Here is a 25,035-nt window from a genome sequence, read left to right on the forward strand (position 1 = left end):
TCCTCCAGTTGTGTCAGAATAGCAATACACATACGTGCTCCGGGGTCGGTGTAATTCCGAACCGGCGGTTATAGTCCGCGACCCGCGAGCCATCGCGTTTCCTTCACGGGAATCACGGCGGCGGACGGTTGAACTGGTGGAATTCCGGTACCGACAGTTAAAGTCTGGATGGGAGAAGCACGTACAGTCATGCTTTGGGCGCTCCGTGCGCCCGGCATCGCGCTGTCGTACACCCCCGGAGCCATCGCGGCATTCGAGGGAAGGAACGACATGGACTTTCTGCGATGGCTCTTCGAAGCACAGATTCCCGTAGGCGGATCTGTGCTTGTTCTTCGCGAAGTGCTAGGCAATATTTTCGGGCTCGCCAGCGCCTTGGGCGGCATGCGCCGCAAAGTCTGGGCATGGCCCATCGGGATCGCAGGCAACGTGCTCCTGCTGACCGTCTTTCTTGGCAACGTCTTCGGTGCCGCCTCACCGGCAACCCTCTGGGGCCAGGCCGGACGCCAGATCATGTTCATCAGCGTCGCCGCCTACGGCTGGTACCGCTGGCGCCAAGGCCTCCAAGCAGGCACCCACGGCCACGCCATTGTGCCCGGCTGGGCAAGCCCCAAAGTGCGGATCGGAATGCTGGCCGCCATGATTGCCGGAACAGCCGCACTCACCCCCGTCTTTGATTCCATGGGCTCCTACCCGCCCGTGTGGGCTGATGCCTGGACCTTTATGGGTTCACTCTTGGCAACGTATGGGATGGCGCGCGGCTGGACCGAATTCTGGTTGATCTGGGTTGCCGTGGACATTGTCGGAGTTCCGCTGCTTTTCAGCGCGGGCTACTTTGCCAGTGCGTTTATGTATCTCTTTTACGGGTTCTTCACACTCGCCGGATTCTTCGTCTGGTGGCGTGCGGACCGACGGGAAAGGCAGCCGCTCAAGACAACAGCCGAGCCGGAAACCGCAGGAGCCCTCTCATGAGCGAAGCCATTAACCCGAAATTTTCGGAAGCTGAGTCGGCGGCCATGGAGACCGCACTCCACGTGGCCCTCCGGGGACACCGTGGCGCCAATCCCTTGGTGGGAGCAGTAGTGCTCGGGCCCAAGGGAGAGCAACTCATCACGGGCTACCACCGGGGCGCCGGCACCCCCCACGCCGAGGCGGACGCGATCGCCAAAGCGCAGGCAAGAGGCCTCGACCTCGCCGGAACCACCATGGTGGTCACCTTGGAGCCCTGCAACCACGTGGGCCGCACGGGACCGTGCACCCAGGCGATCATCGACGCCGGCGTATCGCGAGTGGTTTACGCCGTGGACGACCCCCATGATCCGGCAGCGGGAGGGGCCGCGAGGCTGCGCGCTGCCGGTGTGGACGTGCGGTCCGGGCTGGCCGCCGCCGAGGCCTTGAAGCTGAACCGGGAGTGGTTCAATGCGGTGGAGGCGAGGCGCCCGTTCGTCACTCTTCACATTGCCCAGACCCTGGACAGCAGGATCGCGGCCGCGGACGGGACCAGCCAATGGATCTCCAGTCCGGAATCGTTGGCCGACAACCACGGACTGCGCCGCTTGATCGACGCCATTCTGGTGGGTACCGAAACCGTCCTGGTGGACAACCCGCGGCTGACGGCACGGGAAGAGAACGGCGATGAATCGCCAAGCCAGCCGCTCCGGGCCGTCATGGGTCTACGGGAGGTCCCGGCGGACGCCGCCGTGCGGGGGACTGACGGGAAGTTCGTCCATTTACCGACACGCGACCCTTCCGAAGCTTTGGAGTTGCTCTTCGCCGAAGGCGTCCGGCACGTCATGGTGGAAGGCGGCTCCCGCATCCTGAGCGCCTTCCTTGCCGCTGGCCTTGTGGATGAATTGATCGTCTATCTTGCGCCGACCTTGTTGGGCTCCGGTACGCCGGCCCTGACGGATCTGGGCATCTCCACCCTCGCAGACGCCCAGCACTGGAACTGGGACGACGCCGGTGGCGGTGCGGTCCATGCACTGGGCCGCGACCTCCGGCTGCATCTGAGGTCCGGCCCGTCGGATGGAAACAAACCGGCGTGGACGAAGTCGCACACCGAACACCATGAACCATTTCCGGGCAAGGACGCCTCGGACACCACCACAGGAGGACACTGATGTTTACCGGAATCGTTGCTGAACAAGGCACGGTCCTGTCCGTCGAGCACGACGGCGAGGCCAGCGCTACGCTGCGCCTCATGGCCCCCAGCACCACCGAAGGGCTTGGCTTGGGCGGCTCCATCGCGGTCAACGGCGTGTGCCTTACCGCCACGGACATCGACGGCCGGGAGTTCAGCGTTGACGTCATGGGCGAAACCCTCGTCCGCACCACCATCGGCGAACTGGCCGCGGGTGACACCGTGAACCTCGAACGGTGTGTCCAGGCGGGCGGCCGCCTGGACGGCCACGTCGTGCAGGGCCACGTCGACGGCGTCGGGCAGCTTCTGGAGCGCGAGTCGCTCGGCAATTGGGACCGGCTCCGCTTCGGCGTGCCGGCCCCGCTGGCACGGTACATCGCCGAAAAGGGGTCCATCGCCGTCGACGGCGTTTCACTCACCGTCACTGCCGTCAGCCCGGCCGAAGCAGGGAACCCCTGGTTTGAAGTGGGGCTCATTCCCACCACGCTGGACGAAACCGGACTCGGGGCCAAGGCCACGGGCGGACGCGTCAACCTTGAGGTGGACGTTCTCGCGAAATACACCGAGCGGCTGCTGTCCTTCCGTGCGCCGGCAACTGCAGGCGGTGCTGCCCAGTGAGCGCCGCACACAACGGCAGCACCACGGTGGTACGCCAGGGGCTCGACCCCGTTGAAAAGGCCGTGCAGGCGATGGCGGCCGGCCGTCCCGTCATTGTCGTGGACAATGAAGACCGCGAAAACGAAGGCGACATCATCTTCGCTGCCGAACACGCGACGCCTGCCCTCATGGGCTGGACCATCCGCTACAGCTCGGGCGTCATTTGCGTCCCCCTCGAAGGGGCACGGGCCGATGCCCTGGCGCTGCCGCCCATGGTCCTGGTCAATGAAGATGCCAAGGGCACGGCCTACACGGTGTCCTGTGATGCCGCTGTGGGCGTAAGCACCGGGATTTCCGCCACGGACCGGGCCCTGACAGCCCGGATTCTGGCTGATTCCAGCAGCACGCCGTCCTCGATCACACGGCCCGGGCATATTTTTCCGCTCCGGGCCGTTAATGGGGGAGTGCGTGAACGTCCGGGGCACACGGAAGCGGCGGTTGATCTCTGCCGGCTTGCGGGGCTCGCCCCGGTGGGCGTGATCGCCGAGTTGGTACATGACGATGGTGAAATGATGCGCCTGGACAGCCTCCGGGAGTTCGCTGCGGAGCATGGATGTCCTCTGATTTCGATCGAGGATCTCGTGGCTTATGTTGTAGCGTCGGAGGCTGGGAACCAGGTTGCAATTCCGGCAGGAAACGAGGAGCAGCGATGACTACAGCGACAACGCACGACGGCGGCACTCCGGCGCGCGCAACGCATCCGGTGAGCGGCGGCCCGATTGTCCAGCTACCCACCGCCTTCGGTGAGTTCGTGGCACAGGCGTGGACCGACCTTGCTACCGGTGCGGAGCACCTGGCCGTGAGTTCCCCGAAGGCGCCGCTCGAAGGCAAGGCCCCGCTGGTGCGCCTGCACTCGGAGTGCCTCACGGGCGACGTTTTCGGTTCGTACCGCTGCGATTGCGGCGAACAGTTGGCCTATGCCCTCGAGCTGATCCGGGAAGAGGGCGGCACCTTGCTCTACCTGCGAGGACAGGAAGGCCGCGGCATCGGTCTCGCAAACAAGATCAAGGCCTACGCACTGCAAGAAGCCGGATTCGACACGGTCGAGGCCAACGAGCAGCTCGGGCTGCCGGTGGATGCACGCTGCTACAAAGCAGCTGCCCAGATCCTTGCCGAAATGGGCCTCCACGAAATCCGCCTCCTGAGCAACAACCCGGACAAGCAGAACCGGCTTGCTGCGGCCGGCGTGAAGGTTGTCGAGATGGTGCCCACCGAGGTTCCGTCCCGTGAAGAAAACCTTCGGTACCTTCAGACCAAGAAGGACCGGATGGACCACCGCCTGACCCTCGGTGACACCGAACCAGCCGGCACCCACGCTTCCGCCGGCACATTTGACCTCGAACAAGACTGAACTTCACCTACAAGCCTGACTGAACGGACTAACACACACCCATGAGCGGACACGGCGCCCCCACCATCGACCTCACCACCCTCAACCCGGCGGAAACCCACCAGCTGAAGCTCGCCATCGTGGCGGCCAGTTGGCATACCCAGATCATGGACGGGCTCCTCGACGGGGCGCTCAGGGCCGCAAAGGAAGCCGGCATTGCCGAGCCCACTGTGCTGCGCGTCCCGGGATCCTTTGAGCTTCCCGTCGCGGCTGCACGGCTCGCGCCGCATTTCGACGCGGTCGTCGCCCTCGGCGTCGTCATCCGCGGCGGGACGCCGCACTTTGAGTACGTGTGCCAGGCGGCGACGGCGGGACTCACTGAAGTCAGCGTCCGCACCGGGGTGCCGGTCGGCTTCGGCGTGCTCACGTGCGACACCGAACAGCAGGGCCTGGACCGGGCCGGACTGGAAGGCTCGTCCGAGGACAAGGGGCACGAGGCCGTGACCGCTGCGCTCTCCACGGCACTGACCCTCAAGCAGTACACCTAGCAAATCGACGAAAGGGATGTGGGCACAACCGCGCACGTTGTGCGTTCGCTCACATCCCTTCCGTCATGCAATGACCCGACAGGCGGGCACCGCCCCCGAGCAAGTAGGCTGTAGGGCGTGAAGAATTTCGAGACGCTGTTCGCAGAACTGAGCGAAAAGGCAGCGACCCGTCCGGCAGGCTCCCGCACCGTCGCCGAATTGGACTCCGGAATCCACGGCATCGGCAAGAAGGTCGTGGAGGAAGCCGCCGAAGTCTGGATGGCTGCGGAGTATGAGTCCGATGAAGCCACGGCCGAGGAAATCTCCCAGTTGCTCTACCACCTGCAGGTCCTGATGCTCGCCAAGGGACTGAGCCTGGAAGACGTTTACAAGCATCTCTAGCCACGTCCGCTTCGTCAGGACCTGGCAAGGTCCCACCGGAGCCCCAGCGTGGCCCCCGCGCTCACTGCATGTTCCCTCTGAGAAAAGTCTCATCTGAGAACAGTGCTGTGGGCACCATGCCTGAAACACTTACCTTCCACCCCCAAGAAAGTCCCAACATGCTGCGAGTAGCCGTCCCCAACAAGGGATCCCTGTCCGAAGCCGCCTCCGCGATGCTGTCCGAGGCGGGATACCGCCAGCGCCGCGATACCCGCGAACTGGTCATGGTCGATCCCGACAACGACATTGAGTTCTTCTTCCTCCGCCCCCGCGACATCGCCGTGTATGTCGGCCAAGGAACGCTCGACGTGGGCATCACCGGTCGAGACCTCCTGCTGGACGCGCAGGTCGAAGCGGAAGAGCTGCTTCCCCTTGGCTTTGCCGCGTCCACCTTCCGCTTCGCCGGCCCCGTCGGCGACTTCTCCGCCGTCGAGCAGCTTGAAGGCAAGCGCCTCGCCACGAGCTACGACGGCCTCCTGCGCGATTACCTCGCCGAGCGGGGCGTCAAAGCCAAGGTGGTCCGCCTCGACGGCGCCGTGGAGTCTTCCGTGCGCCTCGGCGTCGCAGACGCGATCGCCGACGTCGTCGAGACCGGAAACACGCTCAAAGCAGCCGGAATGGAGATCTTCGGCGAGCCCATCCTCAAGTCCGAAGCCGTCCTGATCCGTCGCACCGGCGAAGGTGGTGCCGCAAACGGCACCGTGAAGGAAATCGAGGTCCTGATCCGGCGCCTGCAGGGCGTGCTCGTGGCCCGCCAGTACGTCCTCATGGACTACGACATCCGCAAGGACCTCGTGGAAGAAGCCGCAACCCTCACCCCGGGCCTCGAATCGCCCACGGTGTCGCCGCTGCGCGACTCGGACTGGGTTGCCGTCCGCTCCATGGTTCCCAAGAAGGAAACCAACCGGATCATGGACGAGCTGTACGACCTTGGCGCCCGCGCGATCCTGGTCAGCAGCATCCACGCCTGCCGCATCTGACACGAGACAATCCAGGAGTAGCAATGGCTGTAGCAGTACGGGTCATCCCGTGCCTAGATGTCGACGCCGGCCGGGTGGTGAAGGGCATCAACTTCGAGGGTCTTCGCGACGCCGGAGATCCCGTCGAGCTGGCGCACCGCTATGACAACGCCGGGGCGGACGAGCTCACTTTCCTTGATGTCACGGCGTCTTCCGGCAACCGGGAAACCACGTTCGACGTCGTTCGCCGCACTGCCGAGGAAGTCTTCATCCCGCTGACGGTCGGCGGTGGTGTCCGTGGCGTGGCCGAAGTGGACAGGCTCCTGCGTTTCGGCGCGGACAAGGCCTCCATCAACACGGCCGCCGTCGCACGCCCTGATGTCATCGACGAGATCACACGCCACTTCGGCTCACAGGTGCTGGTCCTGTCAGTGGACGCGCGGCGCACGAGGCCCGGCTCCGAGCCCACGGCCTCCGGCTTTGAGGTGACCACCCACGGCGGACGCCAGGGCACCGGAATCGACGCCATTGCGTGGGCCAAGGAAGCCGCGGACCGCGGTGTGGGGGAGATCCTCCTGAATTCCATCGACGCCGACGGCACCAAGGACGGTTTCGACCTCGAACTCATCCGCCTGGTCCGTGCGGCTGTCCACATCCCGATCATCGCTTCCGGCGGCGCTGGAAAGCCGGCGCATTTCCCGCCCGCGGTGGAGGCAGGTGCCGATGCCGTGTTGGCGGCTTCGGTGTTCCACTTTGGTCCGGACGACATGATCGCCCAGGTCAAGGCAGCGATCCGCGAAGCAGGCTTCCTGGTCCGCTAGCGGGTCCCGCCCAACTAGCTCGCAGTTGTTGTCGTTTTGAGCCCTCATAACGACAACAACTGCGAGCTAGTTGGGTTTAACGAGCGGGTTAGAGGCCGACTTCGGCTGACTGGAGGAGGGCAACGGCGTCGGGCTGGCCTTCGAAGGTGACCAGCGCGTGATGCGTGCGGCCGTGGGCGTGCATCAGGAGCTCACCGGGCTCGCCCACGATGGCGACGGATACGGGTGCCCGCTTGGCAACATGGCGCGGACCGGTAGGGCGGACCAACACGATTCCGAGGTCCACGCCGCGGTAGAGAATGGCGGCACGCTTGATCAGTTCATCCCACAGGGCGTCCGAGTATTCCTCGTCCAAGGCCCGCGGAGCCCAGCGGTCTCCGGCCCGGCGGATGTCTTCCGTGTGCACGAAATACTCAATCAGGTTCGAGGACTCGTCGAGGGCCTTGATCTTCAGGGGAGACAACGCGGGTGGCCCCGAGCGGAAGGTATTCACCAGCTCGGCGTAATCTTCCGGCGTTTTGAGCTTCGAGGCCAGTTTGGCAGTGGCTTTATCGGAGGCCCTGGCGAGGCTCTTGATGAGCAAGCCGATACCGACGGCCGCTTTGCGCTCCCGCAAGTACAAGTGCGCCGCGAGGTCCTTCGTCAGCCACCCTTCGCAGAGCGTGGGGGAGTCAGGTCCGGCCGCCAGGAGTGTTTCGGCCAGTACTTCGCGGGAGGGATCGACGAAATGCATCACTTGTGAAACTAGCACGAGACGCGCTCTGTTGCGCAGTGGAACCGCCGCTGAATTTCGGCTCCACTTGAGGCACTAGACTTGATCTGATGTCTGAGCAGTCAACACCCCCAGCCACGCCCGCCGCCGCTTTCGCCGCGGAGCCCGCCGTCGCGCCCGTCAGCCCGCTCCCGCACGAGCTGGCCACCGCGCTGAAGCGCGATTCCGCCGGTCTTGTGGCAGCGATCATCCAGCAGTTCGACACCGACGAAGTGCTCATGCTGGGCTGGATGGACGACGAAGCTTTGCACCGGACGCTGACCACGGGACGCGTGACGTTCTACTCCCGCTCCCGCCAGGAATACTGGCGCAAGGGAGACACCTCCGGGCACGTCCAGTTCGTGAAATCGGTGGCCCTGGACTGCGACGGCGATGCCCTCCTGGTCCGCGTCGACCAAGTGGGTGCGGCCTGCCACACCGGTACACGCACCTGCTTCGATGACCGCAGCCTCGCAGCCGTGACAGGCGAGCGGGACTAGCCCACCACACACCATCCACTGAGGCAAGCACACAAGAAGGCGGAGAACACAAACCATGCAGGACCTTGGAATCATCAGCCCGGGCCTGGAGGAGTTCCGCGAACTCGCCGCACACAGCCGGGTCATCCCGGTCCGGCTCAGGGTATTGGCCGACGCCGAGACTCCCATCGGGCTCTACCGCAAGCTGGCCCAGGGCCAGCCCGGCACCTTCCTCCTGGAGTCGGCAGCCGTCGGTGGAGCATGGTCACGCTATTCCTTCATTGGCTCCCGTTCGCGTGCAACGCTGACCAGCAAGGACGGCCAGGCCCACTGGATCGGCGAGCCTCCCGTCGGCGTGCCGGTCGACGGCAGCCCGGTCGACGCCGTCCGTGACACCATTGCAGCCCTGCAGACGGACCGTTTCCCGGACCTTCCGCCCTTCACCTCCGGCCTGGTCGGCTTCCTCGGGTGGGAAACCGTCCGGCATTGGGAAAAGCTGACCAGCCCCCCGGAAGATGACCTCCACCTGCCGGAACTGGCCCTGAACCTTGTCACCGACATGGCTGTCCACGACAACATGGACGGCACCGTCCTGCTGATTGCCAACGCGATCAATTTCGACAACAGTTCCGAACGCGTCGACGAAGCCTGGCACGACGCCGTCGCCCGGGTGAAGCGACTGCTGGACCAGATCAGCACCCCCGTGAAGCAGCCCGTATCGGTGTTGCAGTCCGAAGCCCTCGACTTCGCGTCGAGCGTCCAGGAACGTTGGAACGAGCAGGAATACCTCAACGCGATCGACCGCGGCAAGGAAGCCATCGTAGACGGCGAGGTCTTCCAAGTGGTCATTTCGCGACGCTTTGAAATGGAGTGTGCCGCGGATCCGCTGGATGTCTACCGCGTGCTGCGCAACACCAACCCGAGCCCGTACATGTACCTCTTCAGCCTCGAAGATCCGGACGGCCGCGAGTACACGATTGTCGGTTCCTCTCCCGAGGCCTTGGTGACCGTCACGGGCAATGAGGTCATCACCCACCCCATTGCCGGTTCGCGGCCCCGAGGCAAGACCGTCGAGGCCGACAAGGCGCTGGCCACCGAGTTGCTCGCGGACCAGAAGGAGCGCGCCGAACACCTCATGCTCGTGGACTTGTCCCGGAACGACCTGTCCAAGGTCTGCGTTGCAGGAACCGTGGACGTTACGCAGTTCATGGAGGTGGAACGCTTCAGCCACATCATGCACCTCGTGTCCACGGTGGTCGGAGAGTTGGCGCCCGGGGCGAAGGCATACGACGTGCTGAAGGCTACCTTCCCGGCCGGTACGCTCTCCGGTGCCCCCAAGCCGCGCGCCTTGCGTCTCCTGGACGAACTCGAACCTCACCGGCGCGGCATCTACGGCGGCGTGGTGGGTTACCTGGACTTCGCAGGCGATATGGACATGGCGATCGCCATCCGTTCGGCATTGTTGCGTGAGGGCCGGGCCTACGTCCAGGCGGGCGGCGGGATCGTGGCCGATTCCCACAAGCCTTCCGAAGCGCTCGAGACTGTCAACAAGGCGGCGGCCCCCTTGCGTGCCGTGCACACCGCGGGATCGCTCCACAACATTTCCCCGGACGCAGTTTCCGCGGAGACGGTCGTCGACGGGAACCCCGGCCTGTGAGCGCTGCCCGCCCTCAGCCGGCAACCACCAAGCCTCCCGTGTGGGCACGGAAAGGCAATGTCGTGCTCGGCATGGCAATTCTTGCCCTTGCCGTTTTCGGGACCACCACACAGACCTGGATCAACGTCCGGCTCGATCCCGCTGCCGCGGCGAATGCCGATCTCCACGTCCAGGGGAGCAAAGCGGCAACTGCGGTGACCGCACTCGCGCTCGTGGCACTTGCCGGGGGACTGGCATCGTCCATCGCGGGCAAGGTTTCACGCTGGATCATTGCAACGATCATCGTGCTTGCCTCGGCAGGGATCCTCATTGCCGCGGTGACCGTCCTGGCGGATCCCCTCGGCGCGGCGCAGGGAACCATTGCGGCGACCACCGGGATTTCGGGTGGGCAGGCAGCTGCGTCGTCCACTGTGTTCCCCGTGCTCGCGGTCGTGGCTGCGGGCCTGCTCGCTTTGTGCGGCGGCCTGCTGCCGCTCGCGGGCCGGCACTGGAAGGCGCGCACCAAGTACGACGTCGCCAGCAGGGCGGCCCTCGCGGGTTCCGGGCCGGTCGACGAGATCGATAGCTGGGACAGCCTCTCGCGCGGAGAAGACCCTACGTAAGACCCGACTGTCCGGACGTCGGACGATGTCCCGGGTGCGGTCAATAAATGGCAGAATGTAAGCAGTATTCATCCTGAGGAGATTTTCACATGAGCAAAACCACAGTGTCCGCGAGCAAGGCCCCTGTGACCGCTGCGAGCCACAGCGACGCCATCGGCCACGGCAACAGCCCGGCCGCGTGGACCTGCGTGATTGTCATGCTGGTAGGGGCCTTGGTGTCCTCCATCGCCTTTGTCATCGCCAGCACCCCCATCTTCATCGCCGGCATCGTCGTGATGGTGGCCGGCCTGATTGCCGGCTGGGCCATGCGCAAGGCCGGCTACGGCGTCGACGGCAGCAAGCTGAAGAACGCCGGCCACTGACTGTGACCGTTCTTGATGACATCATCGTCGGTGTCAGGGAGGACATGGAGGCCCGCCGCCGTCTTGTTTCCCTCGACGAGCTGAAAGAGCGCGCCGCGGCCACCGCGCCTGCGCTGGACGCGTGGGCTGCCTTGGGCGGTCCGGCGGCCAGCCGCGACGAACTGAAGGTCATCGCGGAAATCAAGCGCCGCAGCCCCTCCAAGGGCGATCTGGCGAGCATCGTCGACCCCGCGGCCCTTGCGGTGCAGTACGCCGACGGCGGTGCCTCCGTGATCAGCGTCCTCACCGAGCAGAGGCGCTTCAACGGGTCCCTGGCGGACCTCGACGCGGTGCGTGCCGCCGTCGACATTCCGTTGCTGCGCAAGGACTTCACGGTTGACGAGTACCAGATCTGGGAAGCCCGCGCCCATGGCGCGGACCTCATCCTGCTGATCGTCGCGGCGCTATCGGACGCACAGCTGCGGGAATTCAGCGCGTTGAGCCACGAGCTCGGCATGAACGTCCTGGTGGAAACCCACACGCCCGAGGAAATCGAGCGTGCGGCCGCGGCCCAGGCCCGGATCATCGGCGTGAACGTCCGCAACCTCAAGACGCTCGACGTCGACCGCTCCCTGTTTGCCTCGCTCGCCGGAAGCATTCCGGCGGGAGCGGTGGTCGTGGCCGAGTCCGGCGTGCGAAACGCCGACGACGTCGCGCATTATGCGGGGAACGGTGCCGACGCAATCCTTGTGGGCGAAGCCCTTGTCAGCGACTCCACCCCGCGCCAGCGGATCAGCGAATTCAAGGCGGCCGGAGCTGCCGCCATCGCCGTCAGGACCTGAGACAGGGCTGATTCACGGCGTGGACCCGGACAGCAGCAGACGCGGCTGGTAGCTGTCCTGTGGCTCCTGGAAATACCCAACTACCAACTGAACAGGACGGTGAGACTGATGGTGGACGCATCAACAGCCAACTCGCAAGAGAACGTGGCAGACGCATTCCTACAAGGTGGAGCCTCGCTCCGCAACGCCGCCGGGCCGTACTTCGGCTCGTACGGTGGACGCTGGATGCCCGAGTCCCTCATCGCCGCCCTGGACGAGGTCGAGGACACGTTCGAGAAGGCCAAAGCCGATCCGGAGTTCCTTGCCCAGCTGAAGGACCTCAACAAGAACTACTCGGGCCGTCCGTCGCTGCTCACGGAAGCCAAGCGTTTCTCCCAGCACGCCGGCGGGGCCCGCATCTTCCTCAAGCGCGAAGACCTGAACCACACCGGATCCCACAAGATCAACAACGTCCTCGGCCAGGCTTTGCTCGCGAAGCGCATGGGCAAGACCCGCGTCATCGCTGAGACCGGCGCCGGCCAGCACGGAGTTGCCAGCGCCACCGCCGCGGCCCTCCTCGGCCTGGAATGCGTCGTCTACATGGGCGCGGAGGACTGCCGCCGCCAGGCACTCAACGTGGCCCGCATGCAGCTCCTCGGCGCTACCGTGGTTCCCGTGACGAACGGATCACAGACGCTCAAGGACGCCATCAACGACGCGCTCCGCGACTGGGTTTCCAACGTGGACAACACCCACTACTTGCTGGGCACCGCTGCCGGTGCGCACCCCTTCCCTGCGATGGTGCGTTTCTTCCACGAGGTCATCGGCGAGGAAGCCCGTGCCCAGATCCTGGAGCAGACCGGCAAACTTCCGGACGCCGTCTGTGCCTGCATCGGTGGCGGTTCCAATGCCATCGGCATCTTCCACAGCTTCCTGGATGACGCCTCGGTGAAGATCTATGGCTTTGAAGCCGGCGGCGACGGCGTCGAAACCGGCCGCCACGCTGCCGCCATCACCCTCGGACGCCCGGGCGTGCTGCACGGTGCCCGGTCCTACCTCATGCAGGACGAAGACGGCCAGACCATCGAGTCCCACTCGATTTCCGCAGGCCTGGACTACCCGAGCGTGGGTCCTGAGCACTCGTACCTCGCGGACATCGGCCGCGTGACGTACGAGCCCATCACGGACACCGAGGCCATGGACGCGTTCCGCTTGCTCTGCCGGACTGAAGGCATCATCCCCGCCATCGAGTCCTCGCACGCCCTGGCCGGTGCCATCAAGGTGGGCAAGCAGCTCACCGAAGGCAAGGACAACCCGGCAGATACGATCATCATCGTGAACCTGTCCGGACGCGGTGACAAGGACGTGGAAACGGCCGCCGAATGGTTCCACATGTTGGATGAAAACGGCAACGTCAAGGGCACCACCCTGTCCACGCGCAAGCCCAAGGGCCCGTCCGAACGCAGCAACCTTGAGATCAGCATTGACGAAGCAAACGGGGGCCAGAACTGATGACTGAGCAGATGAGCAGCAAGTCCGCGGCCGCGATCGACCGCGCCAAGGCTCAAGGCCGGGCGGCGTTGATCGGATACCTGCCGGCAGGCTACCCGGACGTTCAGTCAAGCATCGACGCCGGAATTGCTATGGCCCGCAACGGCGCGGACCTCATTGAAATCGGTATCCCGTACTCGGACCCCGTCATGGACGGCGCCGTCATCCAGGCTGCGACCACAGAGGCAATCGCCAATGGTTTCCGCGTCGCCAGTGTCTTCGACGTCGTAGCGGGCATCACTGCGGCCACCGACGCCGCCGTGTTGGTCATGACCTACTGGAACCCGGTCATGCGCATGGGCGTCGACGAGTTCTCGCGCAGGCTGGCCGAGGCCGGGGGAGCCGGGCTCATCACGCCGGACCTTATTCCGGACGAGGCAGCCGAATGGTTTGAAGCTTCGGACAAGTACGGACTCGACCGGGTCTTCCTCGTGGCCCCGTCGTCCACGCCGGAACGCCTGGCCATGACGGTGGAGGCAAGCCGTGGCTTCGTCTACGCCGTCTCCATCATGGGTGTCACCGGAGCCCGGCAGTCAGTCAGCAGCGCCGCGGAGAAGGTTGTGGCCGATACGCATGCTGCCGGCGCCGAACGGGTTTGCGTCGGACTCGGTGTCTCCACCGCGGACCATGTCCGCGAGATCGCCGCTTACGCCGACGGCGTGATCGTCGGTACCGCGCTGGTCGCGGCAATCCGCGACGGCGGCGTTGACGCCGTCCCGCAACTCACCAAGAACCTCAGCGCCGGCCTCGGCCGCGCAACAGCGCAGGCCTAGAAAAGGAAAAGCGTAGACAATGCAGAGTCTCCTCCACGTCGCGGCAATGGCTCCCATGAGCATTCCGAGCCCCTCATGGTCCGGATTTGATATTCCGCTGCCGTGGGGGACTCTGCGCATCCATGCGTACGCCCTGTGCATTCTTCTGGGCATCATCCTGGGCCTGTGGCTCACCGCCGTGCGCTGGAAGCGCCGCGGCACCCCGGAAGGCAGCCTGTGGGACATCGCCATCTGGGCCATCCCCTTCGGCATCGTGGGCGGCCGGCTCTACCACGTCATCTCCTCACCGGACGCCTACTTCGGCCCCGGCTTCAACGGCACGGGCGACCTCTCCCTGATCCCGCAGATCTGGCGAGGCGGCCTGGGTATCTGGGGTGCCGTGGTTCTCGGCGTTGTCGGTGCGTGGCTTGGTTGCCGCCGGTCCGGCGTCAAGCTCACGGCCTTCCTGGATGCCGCAGCCCCCGGGCTGCTGCTGGCGCAAGCGATCGGACGTTGGGGAAACTGGTTCAACCAGGAACTCTTCGGCGGACCCACCACCTTGCCGTGGGGCCTCCAAATAGATCCCAACAGCCCCAATTTCCCGGCCGGAATGCCCAGCGACACGCTCTTCCACCCGACGTTCCTTTACGAATCCCTCTGGAACATCGTCGGCGTCGTGGTCCTCCTCGTCCTGGACCGCCGCTTCCATTTCCGCCGCGGCAGGCTCTTCTGGCTGTACGCCATCTACTACACGCTTGGCCGCGTCTGGATCGAAGCGTTGCGGATCGACGATGCCGAACAGATCAACCTCTTCGGCATCACCACCCGGCTCAACGTATGGACGAGCATCTTCGTCTTCGTCGCGGCGCTCATCATCTTCATCGCCCTGAGCCTGCGCGGCAGGCCGGAACCGGACACAGCGTACCTTCCCGGCAGGGAGCCCTCCGCGGTGACAAGCGACGAAGATGAGCCCGCCGCCAACCCAAATGCCGATGAGCCGACTGCTGCCACTGAGACGGACAGCACAATTGTGACCGATGCGAAGGCCCATGATACGGACGGATCTGTCTCAGATACCGGTGCGCATGGTAATCTCCGGAATAACCAAAGCGATCTGGGCCATACTGCTGAGCCTACGGAAACGGCCGAGGAGTCACACGCCGGCGTCACGTCGGATTCCGGCTCCGCGTCCACCGAAACCACCGCCAGCAGCGCCCCCGGATCCGGGCCGGAAGCTGGCAGCACCAAGTAGCCAGCGCTACGGCACAGGGGAACCGGGCTACCGCCCAGAGGCCCCCGGCCACAGCGTCGTGGCACACTTGGCAGTCGCCCGGCAGCACACAGAGGCTCCGCGGTCAAGCTTGGGTCAGGGGCATGCGTAACTGTTCGTTGCGACTTGCCCGCTGACCTACAATTTCAAGTAACTAGCGCTTTGTTATGCCCGTCACACGGCAGGCAAGGTGGGGCCAACGTTGTCCCTTCCATTCGCACGATCTCGAGGAAGGACGTCTTCAATGACCCATCTTCATAACCCAAGCTGGTCCGAAACAGTCGAACCGCAGGGGGCCATCTCGCCCTTCAAGCGTTTCGCTGCGCTCCCGGAAGCCCAGGGACTCTACAACCCTGAGCAGGAGAAGGACGCTTGCGGCCTGGCCATTATCGCCACCCTGCGTGGTGAACCCGGCTATGACATCGTGGAAGCGGCACTGACTGCCCTGCGCAACCTCGAACACCGCGGCGCCGTGGGCGCCGACGAAGGCACGGGCGACGGCGCCGGGCTCCTCATGCAGGTTCCGGACGAATTCTTCCGGGCCGTCACTGAGTTCGAGCTCCCCGCACCCGGCCAGTACGTGGTGGGCACCGCCTTCCTGCCCGCCGAAACGCGCGAAGCAGAGACCGCAAAGGCCGGCATCGAGGCGCTTGCAGTCGATGAGGGACTGACGGTCCTTGGCTGGCGTGAAGTGCCGGTGGTCGGGGACCTGGTCGGCGCCATGGCCCGTGCCTGCATGCCTTACTTCGCGCAGCCGTTCCTTGCTTCCGCGACGGGCGAAGTGCTGGACCGGAATGAACTCGACTCCCGGGCCTGGCGTATCCGCAAGCGTGCCCAGAACAAGTTCGGCGTCTACTTCCCGTCGCTGTCCTCGCGCACCATCGTGTACAAGGGCATGTTGACCACTGCCCAGCTGGAGCCGTTCTACCCGGATCTCTCGGACAAGCGCTTCAAGACCAAGCTTGCGATCGTGCACTCGCGCTTCTCCACGAACACGTTCCCGTCGTGGCCGCTCGCCCAGCCCTTCCGCACCATCGCCCACAACGGCGAAATCAACACCGTCAAGGGCAACCGGAACTGGATGCGGGCGCGCCAGTCCCAACTCGCGAACCCGCTGCTGGGCGACTCCCCGGAGGAGTTGTACCCCATCTGCACGCCGGGTGCCTCGGACTCCGCGTCCTTCGATGAGGTTGCCGAGCTGCTCTGGCTTTCCGGGCGGCCCATCACGCATTCGATCATGATGATGATCCCGGAGGCGTGGGAAAACCACGCCACGATGGATCCGGCACGCCGCGCCTTCTACGAGTACCACTCCCTGCTCATGGAGCCGTGGGACGGTCCGGCGGCGGTGTCCTTCACCGACGGCAACCTCGTTGGTGCGACCCTTGACCGCAATGGCCTGCGCCCCGGCCGTTACTGGATCACCGAAGACGGCCTGATCGTCTTCGCCTCCGAAGTGGGCGTGATCGAGGTCGAACCGGCCAAGGTGGTCAAGAAGGGCCGTGTTTCGCCGGGGAAGATGTTCCTGGTGGACACCGAAGCCGGTCGCATCATCGACGACGCCGAGGTCAAGGCCGAGGTGGCCGCGGCCAACCCTTGGGCTGAATGGGTCAAGGACAACCTGATCGACCTCAACGAGCTTCCCGAGCGCGAGCACGTGCTGCACACGGCTGCGTCCGTGAACATCCGCCAGCGGACGTTCGGCTACACCACCGAGGAGTTGAAGATCCTCCTCGGGCCGATGGCCCGGACAGGTGCCGAACCGCTCGGCGCCATGGGCTCCGACACTCCGGTTGCCGTGCTGTCCAAGCGCCCGCGCTTGCTGTTCGACTACTTCGTGCAGTCTTTCGCCCAGGTCACCAACCCGCCCCTGGACGCGATCCGCGAAGAGCTCGTGACCTCGCTGAAGTGCGCCATCGGTCCCAACGGCAACCTTCTCGACGTCGGGCAGGTCCGCCAGCCGCAGATCTCCCTGCCGTTCCCGGTGATCAACAACGACCAGCTCGCCAAGATCGCCAACATCGAGAACGCCGACGGCGACAAGGTCGCCATGAAGGTCCGCGGACTCTACCGTCCGGAGGGCGGCGAAGCAGCACTGCGGAGCCGCCTCACGGAAATCTGCGAGCAGGTTTCCGGCGCGATCAACCGCGGCGTGCAGTACATCGTGCTGTCCGACCGCGACTCCAACGCGCAGTGGGCCCCGATCCCGTCCCTGCTGCTCGTCAGCGCGGTACACCACCACTTGCTGCGCAGCGCCAACCGCACCAAGACCGCCCTGGTGGTCGAGGCCGGCGACGTCCGCGAAACGCACCACGTGGCGGTGCTCGTAGGCTTCGGCGCTTCCGCCGTGAACCCTTACCTGGCCATGGAATCCGTGGAGCAGCTCATCAGCACCGGCGAAGTGGTTGGCGTGACTCCCGAAGACGGCGTCTACAACCTCATCAAGGGCCTCGGCAAGGGTGTCCTGAAGATCATGTCCAAGATGGGCATTTCCACGGTGGCTTCCTACACCGGTGCCCAAACATTCGAAGCCTTGGGCCTGTCCCAGGACCTCGTGGACGAGTTCTTCTCCGGCACCCACTCCCAGTTGGGTGGCGTCGGCCTGGACGTCATCGCCGCCGAGGTTTCGGCACGCCACCAGATGGCCTACCCGGAAGGCGGCATCGAGCTGCCGCACCGTCCGTTGCTCGGCGGCGGTGAATACCAGTGGCGCCGCGACGGTGAACCGCACCTGTTCAACCCGGAGACTGTCTTCCGCCTCCAGCACGCCACGCGCGAACGCCGCTACGACATCTTCAAGTCCTACACCAAGGGAATCGACGACCAGTCCGAGAACCTCATGACCCTGCGTGGGCTCTTGAAGTTCAAGGACACCCTGCGCCCCGCCGTGCCGCTTGAGGAAGTCGAGCCGGTTTCCAGCATCGTGAAGCGCTTCTCCACCGGGGCGATGAGCTACGGCTCCATCTCCAAGGAAGCCCACGAAACCCTCGCAATCGCCATGAACCGGCTGGGCGCCAAGTCCAACACCGGTGAAGGCGGCGAAGACGTGGACCGCCTGCTGGACCCGGAGCGCCGCTCCGCGATCAAGCAGATCGCCTCCGGCCGTTTCGGCGTGACCAGCCTGTACCTGACCAACGCCGAGGACATCCAGATCAAGATGGCCCAGGGCGCCAAGCCCGGTGAAGGCGGCCAGCTGATGGCGCAGAAGGTGTACCCCTGGGTAGCCCGGACTCGCCACTCGACCCCCGGCGTCGGGCTCATCTCCCCGCCCCCGCACCACGACATCTACTCGATCGAGGACCTCGCACAGCTCATCTACGACGCCAAGCGGGCCAACCCCTCGGCGCGCGTGCACGTGAAGCTGGTGTCCGAAGTCGGGATCGGCACGGTGGCGTCCGGCGTCACCAAGGCGAAGGCCGACGTCGTGCTCGTCTCAGGGCACGACGGCGGAACCGGCGCCTCGCCGCTCAACTCGCTCAAGCACGCGGGTGTCCCGTGGGAACTCGGCCTGGCCGAGACCCAGCAGACGCTCATGCTCAACGGGCTCCGCGACCGCGTGGTGGTCCAGGTGGACGGCCAGCTCAAGACGGGACGCGACGTCGTCATCGCCGCCCTGCTGGGTGCCGAGGAGTACGGTTTCGCGACCGCGCCCCTGGTGGTGTCCGGCTGCATCATGATGCGCGTCTGCCACCTCGACACCTGCCCGGTCGGCGTGGCAACCCAGAATCCCGAGCTCCGCGCCCGCTTCAACGGCAAGCCCGAGTTCGTGGTCAACTTCTTCGAATTCCTTGCCGAGGAAGTCCGGGAGCTGCTTGCCGAACTCGGTTTCCGCAGCCTCGAAGAGGCCATCGGCCACGCCGAGGTCCTCGACACCCGGGAGGCGGTGGACCACTGGAAGGCCGATGGGCTGGACCTCGACCCGATCCTGCACGGCCTCGAGTTCGACGACGACGTTCCCCTGCGGAACCTCACCGGCCAGAACCACGAGCTCGACAAGCACTTCGACCAGCGCCTCATCGGCATGGCCGCCGAGGCTTTGAGCGACCGCACCCCGGTGAAGATCGCGGTCGACGTCATCAACACGGACCGGTCGGTCGGCACCATGCTGGGCCACGTCGTAACCAAGACGTTCGGCGTCGATGTGCTCGCGACGGACACCATCGACATCACGCTGAAGGGAACGGCAGGGCAGTCGCTGGGCGCCTTCCTCCCGGCGGGCATCACCCTGCGCATGTTCGGCGACTCCAACGACTACGTCGGCAAGGGTCTCTCGGGTGGACGCATTATTGTCCGCCCGGACCGCACCAACGTTTTCCAGGCGGAGCGCAACGTCATCGCCGGCAACGTGATCGGCTACGGTGCCACGAGCGGCGAGATGTTCCTGCGCGGCCAGGTGGGCGAACGGTTCCTGGTACGCAACTCGGGCGCGACCGCCGTCGTCGAAGGCATCGGTGACCACGGCTGCGAGTACATGACCGGCGGCCAGACGCTGATCATCGGCCGCACCGGACGCAACTTCGGTGCCGGCATGTCCGGCGGTACAGCCTACGTGCTGGACCTCCAGCCTGCCCGGGTCAACAAGCAGGCCTTGGATTCCGGCGAGCTGCAGTTGCTCGAGCTTGACGACGAGGACCGCACCATCGTCCATAGCCTCCTGGTCAAGCACCTGGAAGAAACCGAATCCGTCCTCGCGGGCCGCTTGCTCGAAAACTTCGATGACACAGCCGCCCGCATCACCAAAGTTCTGCCGCGCGACTACGCCGCAGTCCTGCAAACCCGTCTCGACGCCATTGAAGAGGGCCTTGATCCCGATGGCGAAGAAGTATGGTCTCGAATCCTGGAGGTAACCGGTGGCTGATCCACGCGGATTTCTGAAAGTCCGGCAGCGCGAGACGCAGCCTCGCCGTCCTGTTCCCGTCCGCATCATGGACTGGAAGGAAGTCTACGAAGCCCAGGACAAGGGCGTGCTCAAGAGCCAGGCAGGGCGCTGCATGGACTGCGGCGTTCCGTTCTGCCACCAGGGCTGCCCGCTCGGGAACCTCATTCCGGAGTGGAACGACCTGACCTGGCGCGGCAAAGGCGAGGAAGCGATCGAGCGCCTGCACGCGACGAACAACTTCCCGGAGTTCACCGGCCGCTTGTGTCCCGCGCCGTGCGAAGCATCCTGTGTCCTGGGCATCAACCAGCCCGCCGTGACCATCAAGCAGGTGGAAGTTTCGATCATCGACGACGCCTTCGAAAACGGCTGGGTCCAGCCGCTTCCGCCGGCACGCCTCTCCGGCAAGACGGTCGCCGTCGTCGGCTCCGGCCCCGCGGGGCTTGCCGTCGCACAGCAGCTGACTCGGGTCGGCCATACCGTGGCCGTCTACGAACGCGACGACAAGATCGGGGGACTGCTGCGCTATGGCATCCCCGACTTCAAGATGGAGAAGGAACAGGTCGACCGCCGCGTCGAGCAGATGAAGGCCGAGGGCACCCGCTTCCGAACGGGTGTGGCAGTCGGAAGCGACGTGACGTGGGAGCAGTTGCGCCGCCGTTACGACTCCGTGGTGATCGCCACCGGTGCCACCGTTCCGCGCGACCTTCCCATCCCCGGCCGCGAACTCGAAGGCATCCACTTCGCCATGGACTACCTGGTGCCCGCCAACCGCGTGGTTGCCGGTGAAACCGTCGAGGGCCAGATCGACGCCAAGGGCAAGCACGTGATCATCCTCGGCGGCGGCGACACCGGCGCCGACTGCCTCGGCACGGCACACCGCCACGGCGCCGCGTCTGTCACGACCCTCGCGATCGGCAAGCAGCCGCCACTCGAGCGCGCCACGCACCAGCCATGGCCGACGTTCCCCACGCTCTTCGAGGTTGCCAGCGCACACGAAGAAGGCGGCGAACGCACCTACCTCGCTTCCACCGTTGAGTTCGTCGGCGAAAACGGCAAGCTCACCGGGGTCAAGGTCGCCGAGACCGAGTTCGTGGACGGCAAGCGCCTCCCGAAGGCCGGCACGGAGCGCGTCATTCCGGCCGACCTGGTCTTCCTGTCGCTCGGCTTCACGGGGGCGGAACCTGCCGGTATCACCGAACAGGTCAGCGCAGAATTCGACGGCCGCGGCAACGTGGCCCGAGATGGGTACTACATGACCAACACCGAGGGTGTTTTCGTGGCAGGCGATGCCGGCCGCGGGCAGTCCTTGATTGTCTGGGCGATCGCCGAAGGCCGCGCCTGCGCTGCCGCCGTCGACAAGTACCTCATGGGCAGCACCATTCTCCCCGCGCCGGTGGCTCCCACCGACCGGGCCATAGCGGTCCTCTAAGGACCGGCGCACGACGCTTTCCCAACTCCAACCGCAGCACACTACTAGGGTAGGTATATGAGACGCGCAAAAATCGTGGCAACGTTCGGACCGGCAATTTCCAGCTTTGACAACACCCTCGCGGTGCTGGAAGCCGGCGTCGACGTCGCCCGCATGAACATGAGCCACGGAGACTACTCGGTACACGACAACACGTACGAGAACGTCCGCAAGGCTTCCGCCCAGCTCCACAAGCCCGTTGCCATCATGGCCGACTTGCAGGGCCCGAAAATCCGCCTGGGTCGATTTGTCGACGGCCCCCACGAACTCGCCGTCGGTGACACTTTCACCATCACCACCGAGGACGTCCCGGGTACCAAGGAAATCTGCTCCACCACGCTCAAGAGCCTGACCGAAGACGTCAACGTCGGCGATGCACTCCTGATCGATGACGGCAAGGTTGCCCTGCGCGCCATCGAGGTTGACGACGTCAAGGTGGTCGCCACGGTGACCGTCGGTGGCTGGGTCTCCAACAACAAGGGCATCAACCTGCCCGGCGTTGCCGTCAATGTCCCCGCACTGAGCGAAAAGGACGAAGACGATCTCCGCTGGGCCATGAAGCGCGGTGTCGACATGGTGGCACTGTCCTTCGTCCGCGATGCGTCCGACATCAAGCGCGTGCACGAAATCATGGACGAAGAAGGCCGCCGCGTGCCGGTGATCGCCAAGATCGAGAAGCCGCAGGCAGTGGAGCAGCTCCACGAGATCATTGACGCGTTCGACGCCATCATGGTTGCCCGTGGCGACCTCGGCGTGGAACTCCCGCTCGAGGAAGTGCCGATCGTCCAGAAGCGCGCCATCGAACTGGCCCGCCGCTGGGCCAAGCCGGTCATCGTGGCCACCCAGGTCCTCGAATCCATGATCGACAACCCGCGCCCGACCCGTGCCGAGGCTTCGGACTGCGCCAACGCAGTGCTCGACGGCGCCGACGCAGTCATGCTTTCCGGCGAGACCAGCGTGGGCAAGTACCCGATCGAGACGGTCAAGACGATGGCTCGCATCATTGAGTCCACCGAAGAGCACGGCCTTGAGCGCGTTCCTCCGCTGGGGACCAAGCCCAAGACCCGCGGTGGCGCCATCACGCGTGCCGCCGTCGAAATCGCCGACCAGCTGGACGCAAAGTACATCTGTACGTTCACCCAGTCCGGCGACTCGGCGCGCCGTCTGTCCCGCCTGCGTCCCGTCAAGCCGGTGTTCGCTTTCACCCCCGTGGAGCACGTCTGGAACCAGCTGGCACTGACCTGGGGCATCCAGCCCGTCCTCGTCCCCATGGTGGGCCACACTGACGCCATGACGGCCCAGGTGGACCGCAGCCTCCTCGAGATGAAGATCGTGGAGAACGGCGACCTCGTGGTCATCGCGGCCGGTTCCCCTCCCGGACAGGCCGGTTCCACGAACTCGCTCAAGGTCCACAAAGTGGGCGACCTCGCAGACACGTCCCGTGTGGAAGAGGCCGCAGCCCGCAAGGAAAAGGTCGGACCGTGGCCTGAAAAGAAGAAGTCCAAGTCCAAGGCCTGATCTTTTAGCGCTGTTGAGGAGGCTCCGCCGTGTGGCGGGGCCTCCTTTGTCTTGTTTTGGGGCGGGGTGGTTCGCGTCTGGAGACGACGAAGGGCGCCGCTTCCCGTGGAAGCGGCGCCCTTCGCGGGGAGTGCTAGTTGACCTGGTTGATGATGGTCTCGGCGACCTCGCGCATGCTGAGGCGACGGTCCATGGAGGTCTTCTGGATCCACCGGAATGCTTCCGGCTCCGTGAGGCCCATCTTCGTGGTCAGGAGGCTCTTGGCGCGCTCCACAAGCTTGCGCGTGGCGAATTGCTCCTGAAGGTCGGTTACCTCGCTTTCGAGGGCCCTGATCTCCTCATGGCGGGACAGCGCGATTTCGATGGCCGGGATCAGATCGGCCGGAGTGAAAGGCTTCACGACGTAGGCCATGGCCCCCGCGTCGCGGGCGCGCTCCACGAGTTCCTTCTGGCTGAACGCTGTCAGCAGGACGACGGGGGCAATCCTCGCCTTGACGATCTTCTCCGCGGCAGAAATGCCGTCCATGACAGGCATCTTGACGTCCATGAGGACCAGATCCGGCTTCAGTTCTTCGGCCAGCTGGACGGCCTTCTCACCGTTGTCGGCTTCACCGACAACGTCGTAGCCTTCGCCCTTCAAGATCTCGATGATGTCCAGGCGGATGAGGGTTTCATCTTCTGCGACAACTACTCGGCGTGCCGGCTGGGATGCGGGCTTGGACTCCGTCTGTTCTGACACGGGATCTCCTTCAAGACGTACGGCGGGTTCTCAACCATCTTAGTTGCACCCGGTCCCTGCGTATGATTTATTGCTCGGCCGAGCCGGTTCTGGAATTTAGCCTATCTGCATGTAGAGTAGTTTCGCGCACTGCAACAGGGAGCGTTGAGTTCTGTGAAGAGCCCGACGTCGGTTAGTCTTGTTTCGGTGTTTCCGCGCCCGAGTGGCGGAATTGGCAGACGCGCCGCACTCAAAATGCGGTATCGAAAGGTGTGTGGGTTCGAGTCCCACCTCGGGCACAGTGTTTACGCAGGTCAGGGCGGTTTTAGGCTTCTGAGTGTGCACAGAAACTCGTTTTCTGTGCACACGAAGCCTAGAATTTTGGCTATGGCCAGCATTTGGGAGCGCAAAAAATCGGACGGATCGTCATCTTTTACGGTCCGCTGGCGTAACCCCGAGACGCGAAAACAAGAGGGGATCACCTTCTCGACGTCGGCTGAAGCGCAGACACTGAAACGTCTCCTGGACGCCAACAACCAGTCGTTCGAAATCGCTCAGCATGCGATGGTGCAGAACCAGAGCAAAGCGCCGACTGTGGCAGCCGTAATCCAAGAGCACATCGACCTTCTGGTTCGTCCTTCTTCCGGAACGGTGCACACTTACCAAACGATGCTGACGCTGCACATAGCTGATGTCATTGGCCACATTCCGGTCGACAAATTGGACTATCGGCACCTGACCTACTGGATCAAGACGATGCAGGAAAAGGGCAGGTCGCCCAAGACCATCAAGAACAATCATGGCTTGATCTTTGCGGCCATGGAGACGGCTGTGATGCTGCGCTATCGCAAGGACAATCCTTGCCGCGGTGTCCAGCTCCCATCCGGCGAAAAGGCTGAGGATGAGGCTCGATTCCTGACGCACGCCGAATTTGGACTGATCCTGGAATGCATGGGGGAGCGATACAAAGCGTTCACTGAATTCTTGGTCATGACCGGTACTCGTTTTGGTGAAGCGACTGCCGTGACTGTCGCCGATGTGGATCTCATGTCCAAGCCAGCAACAATGCGGATCAATAAGGCGTGGAAGCGAGGGGCCGACTCCGAGTTCTACATCGGCGCGACCAAAACGGGGGCCGGGAAAAGGACGGTTTCGCTCAACCCGCATTTGGTTGAGGTTCTGATTCCTTTGGTGGCCAGTCGGCCAGGATCGGAACTCCTGTTTACAACGCCCAAGGGTGAACGCATCATTCACAAGCTCTATTGGCACCATTACTGGATGCCGGCAGTCCAGGCGGCCCAAGCTCTCGGCTTGAAGAAGTCGCCCCGAATTCACGACCTTCGTCACACCCATGCC

23 protein-coding genes, 1 tRNA gene and 1 riboswitch are annotated in these 25,035 nt (G+C 64.5%); of the genes, 22 read left to right on the forward strand and 2 right to left on the reverse strand.

All coding sequences use genetic code 11. The annotated features are described in order from the left end of the window. Positions 1–30 precede the first annotated feature (30 nt). Positions 31–185, forward strand: a riboswitch (FMN riboswitch). An 85-nt stretch (positions 186–270) separates the two neighbouring features. From pnuC to hisF, 9 genes are all read left to right on the forward strand, one after another. Continuing rightward, positions 271–969 (forward strand): nicotinamide riboside transporter PnuC, encoded by a 699-nt coding sequence (gene pnuC / locus AC3WJU_RS16370; RefSeq protein WP_492260365.1) that lies wholly within the window; start codon positions 271–273, stop codon positions 967–969. Further along, positions 966–2,117, forward strand: coding sequence for a bifunctional diaminohydroxyphosphoribosylaminopyrimidine deaminase/5-amino-6-(5-phosphoribosylamino)uracil reductase RibD (ribD, locus tag AC3WJU_RS16375; protein ID WP_332603102.1), 1,152 nt, complete (start codon positions 966–968; stop codon positions 2,115–2,117). Before pnuC ends, ribD begins: the two co-directional genes overlap by 4 nt. Next, positions 2,117–2,755, forward strand: coding sequence for a riboflavin synthase (locus tag AC3WJU_RS16380; protein WP_306962456.1), 639 nt, complete (start codon positions 2,117–2,119; stop codon positions 2,753–2,755). The genes ribD and AC3WJU_RS16380 overlap by 1 nt, the downstream gene beginning before the upstream one ends. 71 nt (positions 2,756–2,826) lie before the next feature. Continuing rightward, entirely contained in the window at positions 2,827–3,447 is a 621-nt protein-coding gene (ribB, locus tag AC3WJU_RS16385) for a 3,4-dihydroxy-2-butanone-4-phosphate synthase (RefSeq protein ID WP_370872257.1), read from the forward strand. Continuing rightward, complete coding sequence (ribA, locus tag AC3WJU_RS16390; RefSeq protein ID WP_059389084.1) at positions 3,444–4,145, forward strand: GTP cyclohydrolase II; 702 nt, start codon at positions 3,444–3,446, stop codon at positions 4,143–4,145. Before ribB ends, ribA begins: the two co-directional genes overlap by 4 nt. Positions 4,146–4,186: 41 nt before the next feature. Next, positions 4,187–4,672: a 6,7-dimethyl-8-ribityllumazine synthase gene (ribH, locus tag AC3WJU_RS16395; RefSeq protein WP_284990685.1), complete on the forward strand. Its 486-nt coding sequence runs from the start codon at positions 4,187–4,189 to the stop codon at positions 4,670–4,672. A gap of 117 nt (positions 4,673–4,789) precedes the next feature. Then, on the forward strand, positions 4,790–5,053 hold the full coding sequence (locus tag AC3WJU_RS16400) for a phosphoribosyl-ATP diphosphatase (RefSeq protein ID WP_306962453.1): 264 nt from the start codon (positions 4,790–4,792) through the stop codon (positions 5,051–5,053). Between the two features lie 158 nt (positions 5,054–5,211). Then, entirely contained in the window at positions 5,212–6,072 is an 861-nt protein-coding gene (gene hisG, locus AC3WJU_RS16405; protein WP_284990752.1) for an ATP phosphoribosyltransferase, read from the forward strand. Positions 6,073–6,095: 23 nt separating this feature from the next. Further along, a complete protein-coding gene (gene hisF, locus AC3WJU_RS16410; RefSeq protein WP_306962450.1) occupies positions 6,096–6,872 on the forward strand; it encodes an imidazole glycerol phosphate synthase subunit HisF in 777 nt (258 codons plus the stop codon). An 88-nt stretch (positions 6,873–6,960) separates the two neighbouring features. Here hisF and AC3WJU_RS16415 read toward each other — a convergent pair whose 3' ends face one another. After that, the gene (locus AC3WJU_RS16415) at positions 6,961–7,605 is read right to left on the reverse strand and encodes a TIGR03085 family metal-binding protein (RefSeq protein WP_284990683.1); all 645 of its coding nucleotides are present in this window, start codon (positions 7,603–7,605) and stop codon (positions 6,961–6,963) included. An 89-nt stretch (positions 7,606–7,694) separates the two neighbouring features. Here AC3WJU_RS16415 and hisI point away from each other — a divergent pair, with 89 nt between their 5' ends. The 11 genes from hisI (at position 7,695) to pyk (ending at position 22,961) form a co-directional block, all read left to right on the forward strand. Continuing rightward, complete coding sequence (gene hisI / locus AC3WJU_RS16420) at positions 7,695–8,123, forward strand: phosphoribosyl-AMP cyclohydrolase (RefSeq protein ID WP_284990682.1); 429 nt, start codon at positions 7,695–7,697, stop codon at positions 8,121–8,123. Between the two features lie 55 nt (positions 8,124–8,178). Next, complete coding sequence (locus AC3WJU_RS16425) at positions 8,179–9,759, forward strand: anthranilate synthase component I (protein WP_284990681.1); 1,581 nt, start codon at positions 8,179–8,181, stop codon at positions 9,757–9,759. Further along, entirely contained in the window at positions 9,756–10,361 is a 606-nt protein-coding gene (locus AC3WJU_RS16430) for a Trp biosynthesis-associated membrane protein (RefSeq protein WP_284990679.1), read from the forward strand. The genes AC3WJU_RS16425 and AC3WJU_RS16430 overlap by 4 nt, the downstream gene beginning before the upstream one ends. Before the next feature lie 89 nt (positions 10,362–10,450). After that, positions 10,451–10,723: an HGxxPAAW family protein gene (locus AC3WJU_RS16435; protein ID WP_236817197.1), complete on the forward strand. Its 273-nt coding sequence runs from the start codon at positions 10,451–10,453 to the stop codon at positions 10,721–10,723. Positions 10,724–10,725: 2 nt separating this feature from the next. Further along, positions 10,726–11,544, forward strand: a complete 819-nt coding sequence (gene trpC, locus AC3WJU_RS16440) for an indole-3-glycerol phosphate synthase TrpC (protein WP_441437376.1) — start codon at positions 10,726–10,728, stop codon at positions 11,542–11,544. Between the two features lie 108 nt (positions 11,545–11,652). Beyond that, the gene (gene trpB / locus AC3WJU_RS16445) at positions 11,653–13,035 is read left to right on the forward strand and encodes a tryptophan synthase subunit beta (RefSeq protein WP_284990676.1); all 1,383 of its coding nucleotides are present in this window, start codon (positions 11,653–11,655) and stop codon (positions 13,033–13,035) included. Then, positions 13,035–13,847, forward strand: a complete 813-nt coding sequence (gene trpA, locus AC3WJU_RS16450; protein WP_492260362.1) for a tryptophan synthase subunit alpha — start codon at positions 13,035–13,037, stop codon at positions 13,845–13,847. Before trpB ends, trpA begins: the two co-directional genes overlap by 1 nt. A gap of 19 nt (positions 13,848–13,866) precedes the next feature. Further along, a complete protein-coding gene (gene lgt, locus AC3WJU_RS16455; protein ID WP_492260363.1) occupies positions 13,867–15,078 on the forward strand; it encodes a prolipoprotein diacylglyceryl transferase in 1,212 nt (403 codons plus the stop codon). Between the two features lie 262 nt (positions 15,079–15,340). Then, positions 15,341–19,954 (forward strand): glutamate synthase large subunit, encoded by a 4,614-nt coding sequence (gene gltB / locus AC3WJU_RS16460; protein ID WP_307054268.1) that lies wholly within the window; start codon positions 15,341–15,343, stop codon positions 19,952–19,954. Beyond that, a complete protein-coding gene (locus AC3WJU_RS16465; protein ID WP_284990672.1) occupies positions 19,947–21,404 on the forward strand; it encodes a glutamate synthase subunit beta in 1,458 nt (485 codons plus the stop codon). Before gltB ends, AC3WJU_RS16465 begins: the two co-directional genes overlap by 8 nt. A gap of 57 nt (positions 21,405–21,461) precedes the next feature. Beyond that, positions 21,462–22,961, forward strand: a complete 1,500-nt coding sequence (gene pyk / locus AC3WJU_RS16470) for a pyruvate kinase (RefSeq protein ID WP_284990671.1) — start codon at positions 21,462–21,464, stop codon at positions 22,959–22,961. Positions 22,962–23,094: 133 nt separating this feature from the next. Here pyk and AC3WJU_RS16475 read toward each other — a convergent pair whose 3' ends face one another. Then, positions 23,095–23,700, reverse strand: a complete 606-nt coding sequence (locus AC3WJU_RS16475; protein ID WP_059389079.1) for an ANTAR domain-containing response regulator — start codon at positions 23,698–23,700, stop codon at positions 23,095–23,097. A 196-nt stretch (positions 23,701–23,896) separates the two neighbouring features. Between AC3WJU_RS16475 and AC3WJU_RS16480 the strand changes: the two genes are divergently transcribed. Together AC3WJU_RS16480 and AC3WJU_RS16485 are read left to right on the forward strand one after the other, a co-directional pair. Further along, positions 23,897–23,978: transfer RNA gene (locus AC3WJU_RS16480), tRNA-Leu, on the forward strand. A gap of 88 nt (positions 23,979–24,066) precedes the next feature. Next, a partial coding sequence (locus AC3WJU_RS16485) for a tyrosine-type recombinase/integrase (protein WP_492260364.1) occupies positions 24,067–25,035 on the forward strand: 969 nt, incomplete at its 3' end.

Source organism: Arthrobacter sp. FW306-1B-F12A, assembly GCF_058781865.1.

Coding starts and splice junctions, on each gene's coding strand:
- pnuC (WP_492260365.1), top strand. CDS start 271: ATGGACTTTCTGCGATGGCTCTTCGAAGCACAGATTCCCGTAGGCGGA.
- ribD (WP_332603102.1), top strand. CDS start 966: ATGAGCGAAGCCATTAACCCGAAATTTTCGGAAGCTGAGTCGGCGGCC.
- AC3WJU_RS16380 (WP_306962456.1), top strand. CDS start 2,117: ATGTTTACCGGAATCGTTGCTGAACAAGGCACGGTCCTGTCCGTCGAG.
- ribB (WP_370872257.1), top strand. CDS start 2,827: ATGGCGGCCGGCCGTCCCGTCATTGTCGTGGACAATGAAGACCGCGAA.
- ribA (WP_059389084.1), top strand. CDS start 3,444: ATGACTACAGCGACAACGCACGACGGCGGCACTCCGGCGCGCGCAACG.
- ribH (WP_284990685.1), top strand. CDS start 4,187: ATGAGCGGACACGGCGCCCCCACCATCGACCTCACCACCCTCAACCCG.
- hisG (WP_284990752.1), top strand. CDS start 5,212: ATGCTGCGAGTAGCCGTCCCCAACAAGGGATCCCTGTCCGAAGCCGCC.
- hisF (WP_306962450.1), top strand. CDS start 6,096: ATGGCTGTAGCAGTACGGGTCATCCCGTGCCTAGATGTCGACGCCGGC.
- AC3WJU_RS16415 (WP_284990683.1), bottom strand. CDS start 7,605: ATGCATTTCGTCGATCCCTCCCGCGAAGTACTGGCCGAAACACTCCTG.
- hisI (WP_284990682.1), top strand. CDS start 7,695: ATGTCTGAGCAGTCAACACCCCCAGCCACGCCCGCCGCCGCTTTCGCC.
- AC3WJU_RS16425 (WP_284990681.1), top strand. CDS start 8,179: ATGCAGGACCTTGGAATCATCAGCCCGGGCCTGGAGGAGTTCCGCGAA.
- AC3WJU_RS16435 (WP_236817197.1), top strand. CDS start 10,451: ATGAGCAAAACCACAGTGTCCGCGAGCAAGGCCCCTGTGACCGCTGCG.
- trpB (WP_284990676.1), top strand. CDS start 11,653: ATGGTGGACGCATCAACAGCCAACTCGCAAGAGAACGTGGCAGACGCA.
- trpA (WP_492260362.1), top strand. CDS start 13,035: ATGACTGAGCAGATGAGCAGCAAGTCCGCGGCCGCGATCGACCGCGCC.
- lgt (WP_492260363.1), top strand. CDS start 13,867: ATGCAGAGTCTCCTCCACGTCGCGGCAATGGCTCCCATGAGCATTCCG.
- gltB (WP_307054268.1), top strand. CDS start 15,341: ATGACCCATCTTCATAACCCAAGCTGGTCCGAAACAGTCGAACCGCAG.
- pyk (WP_284990671.1), top strand. CDS start 21,462: ATGAGACGCGCAAAAATCGTGGCAACGTTCGGACCGGCAATTTCCAGC.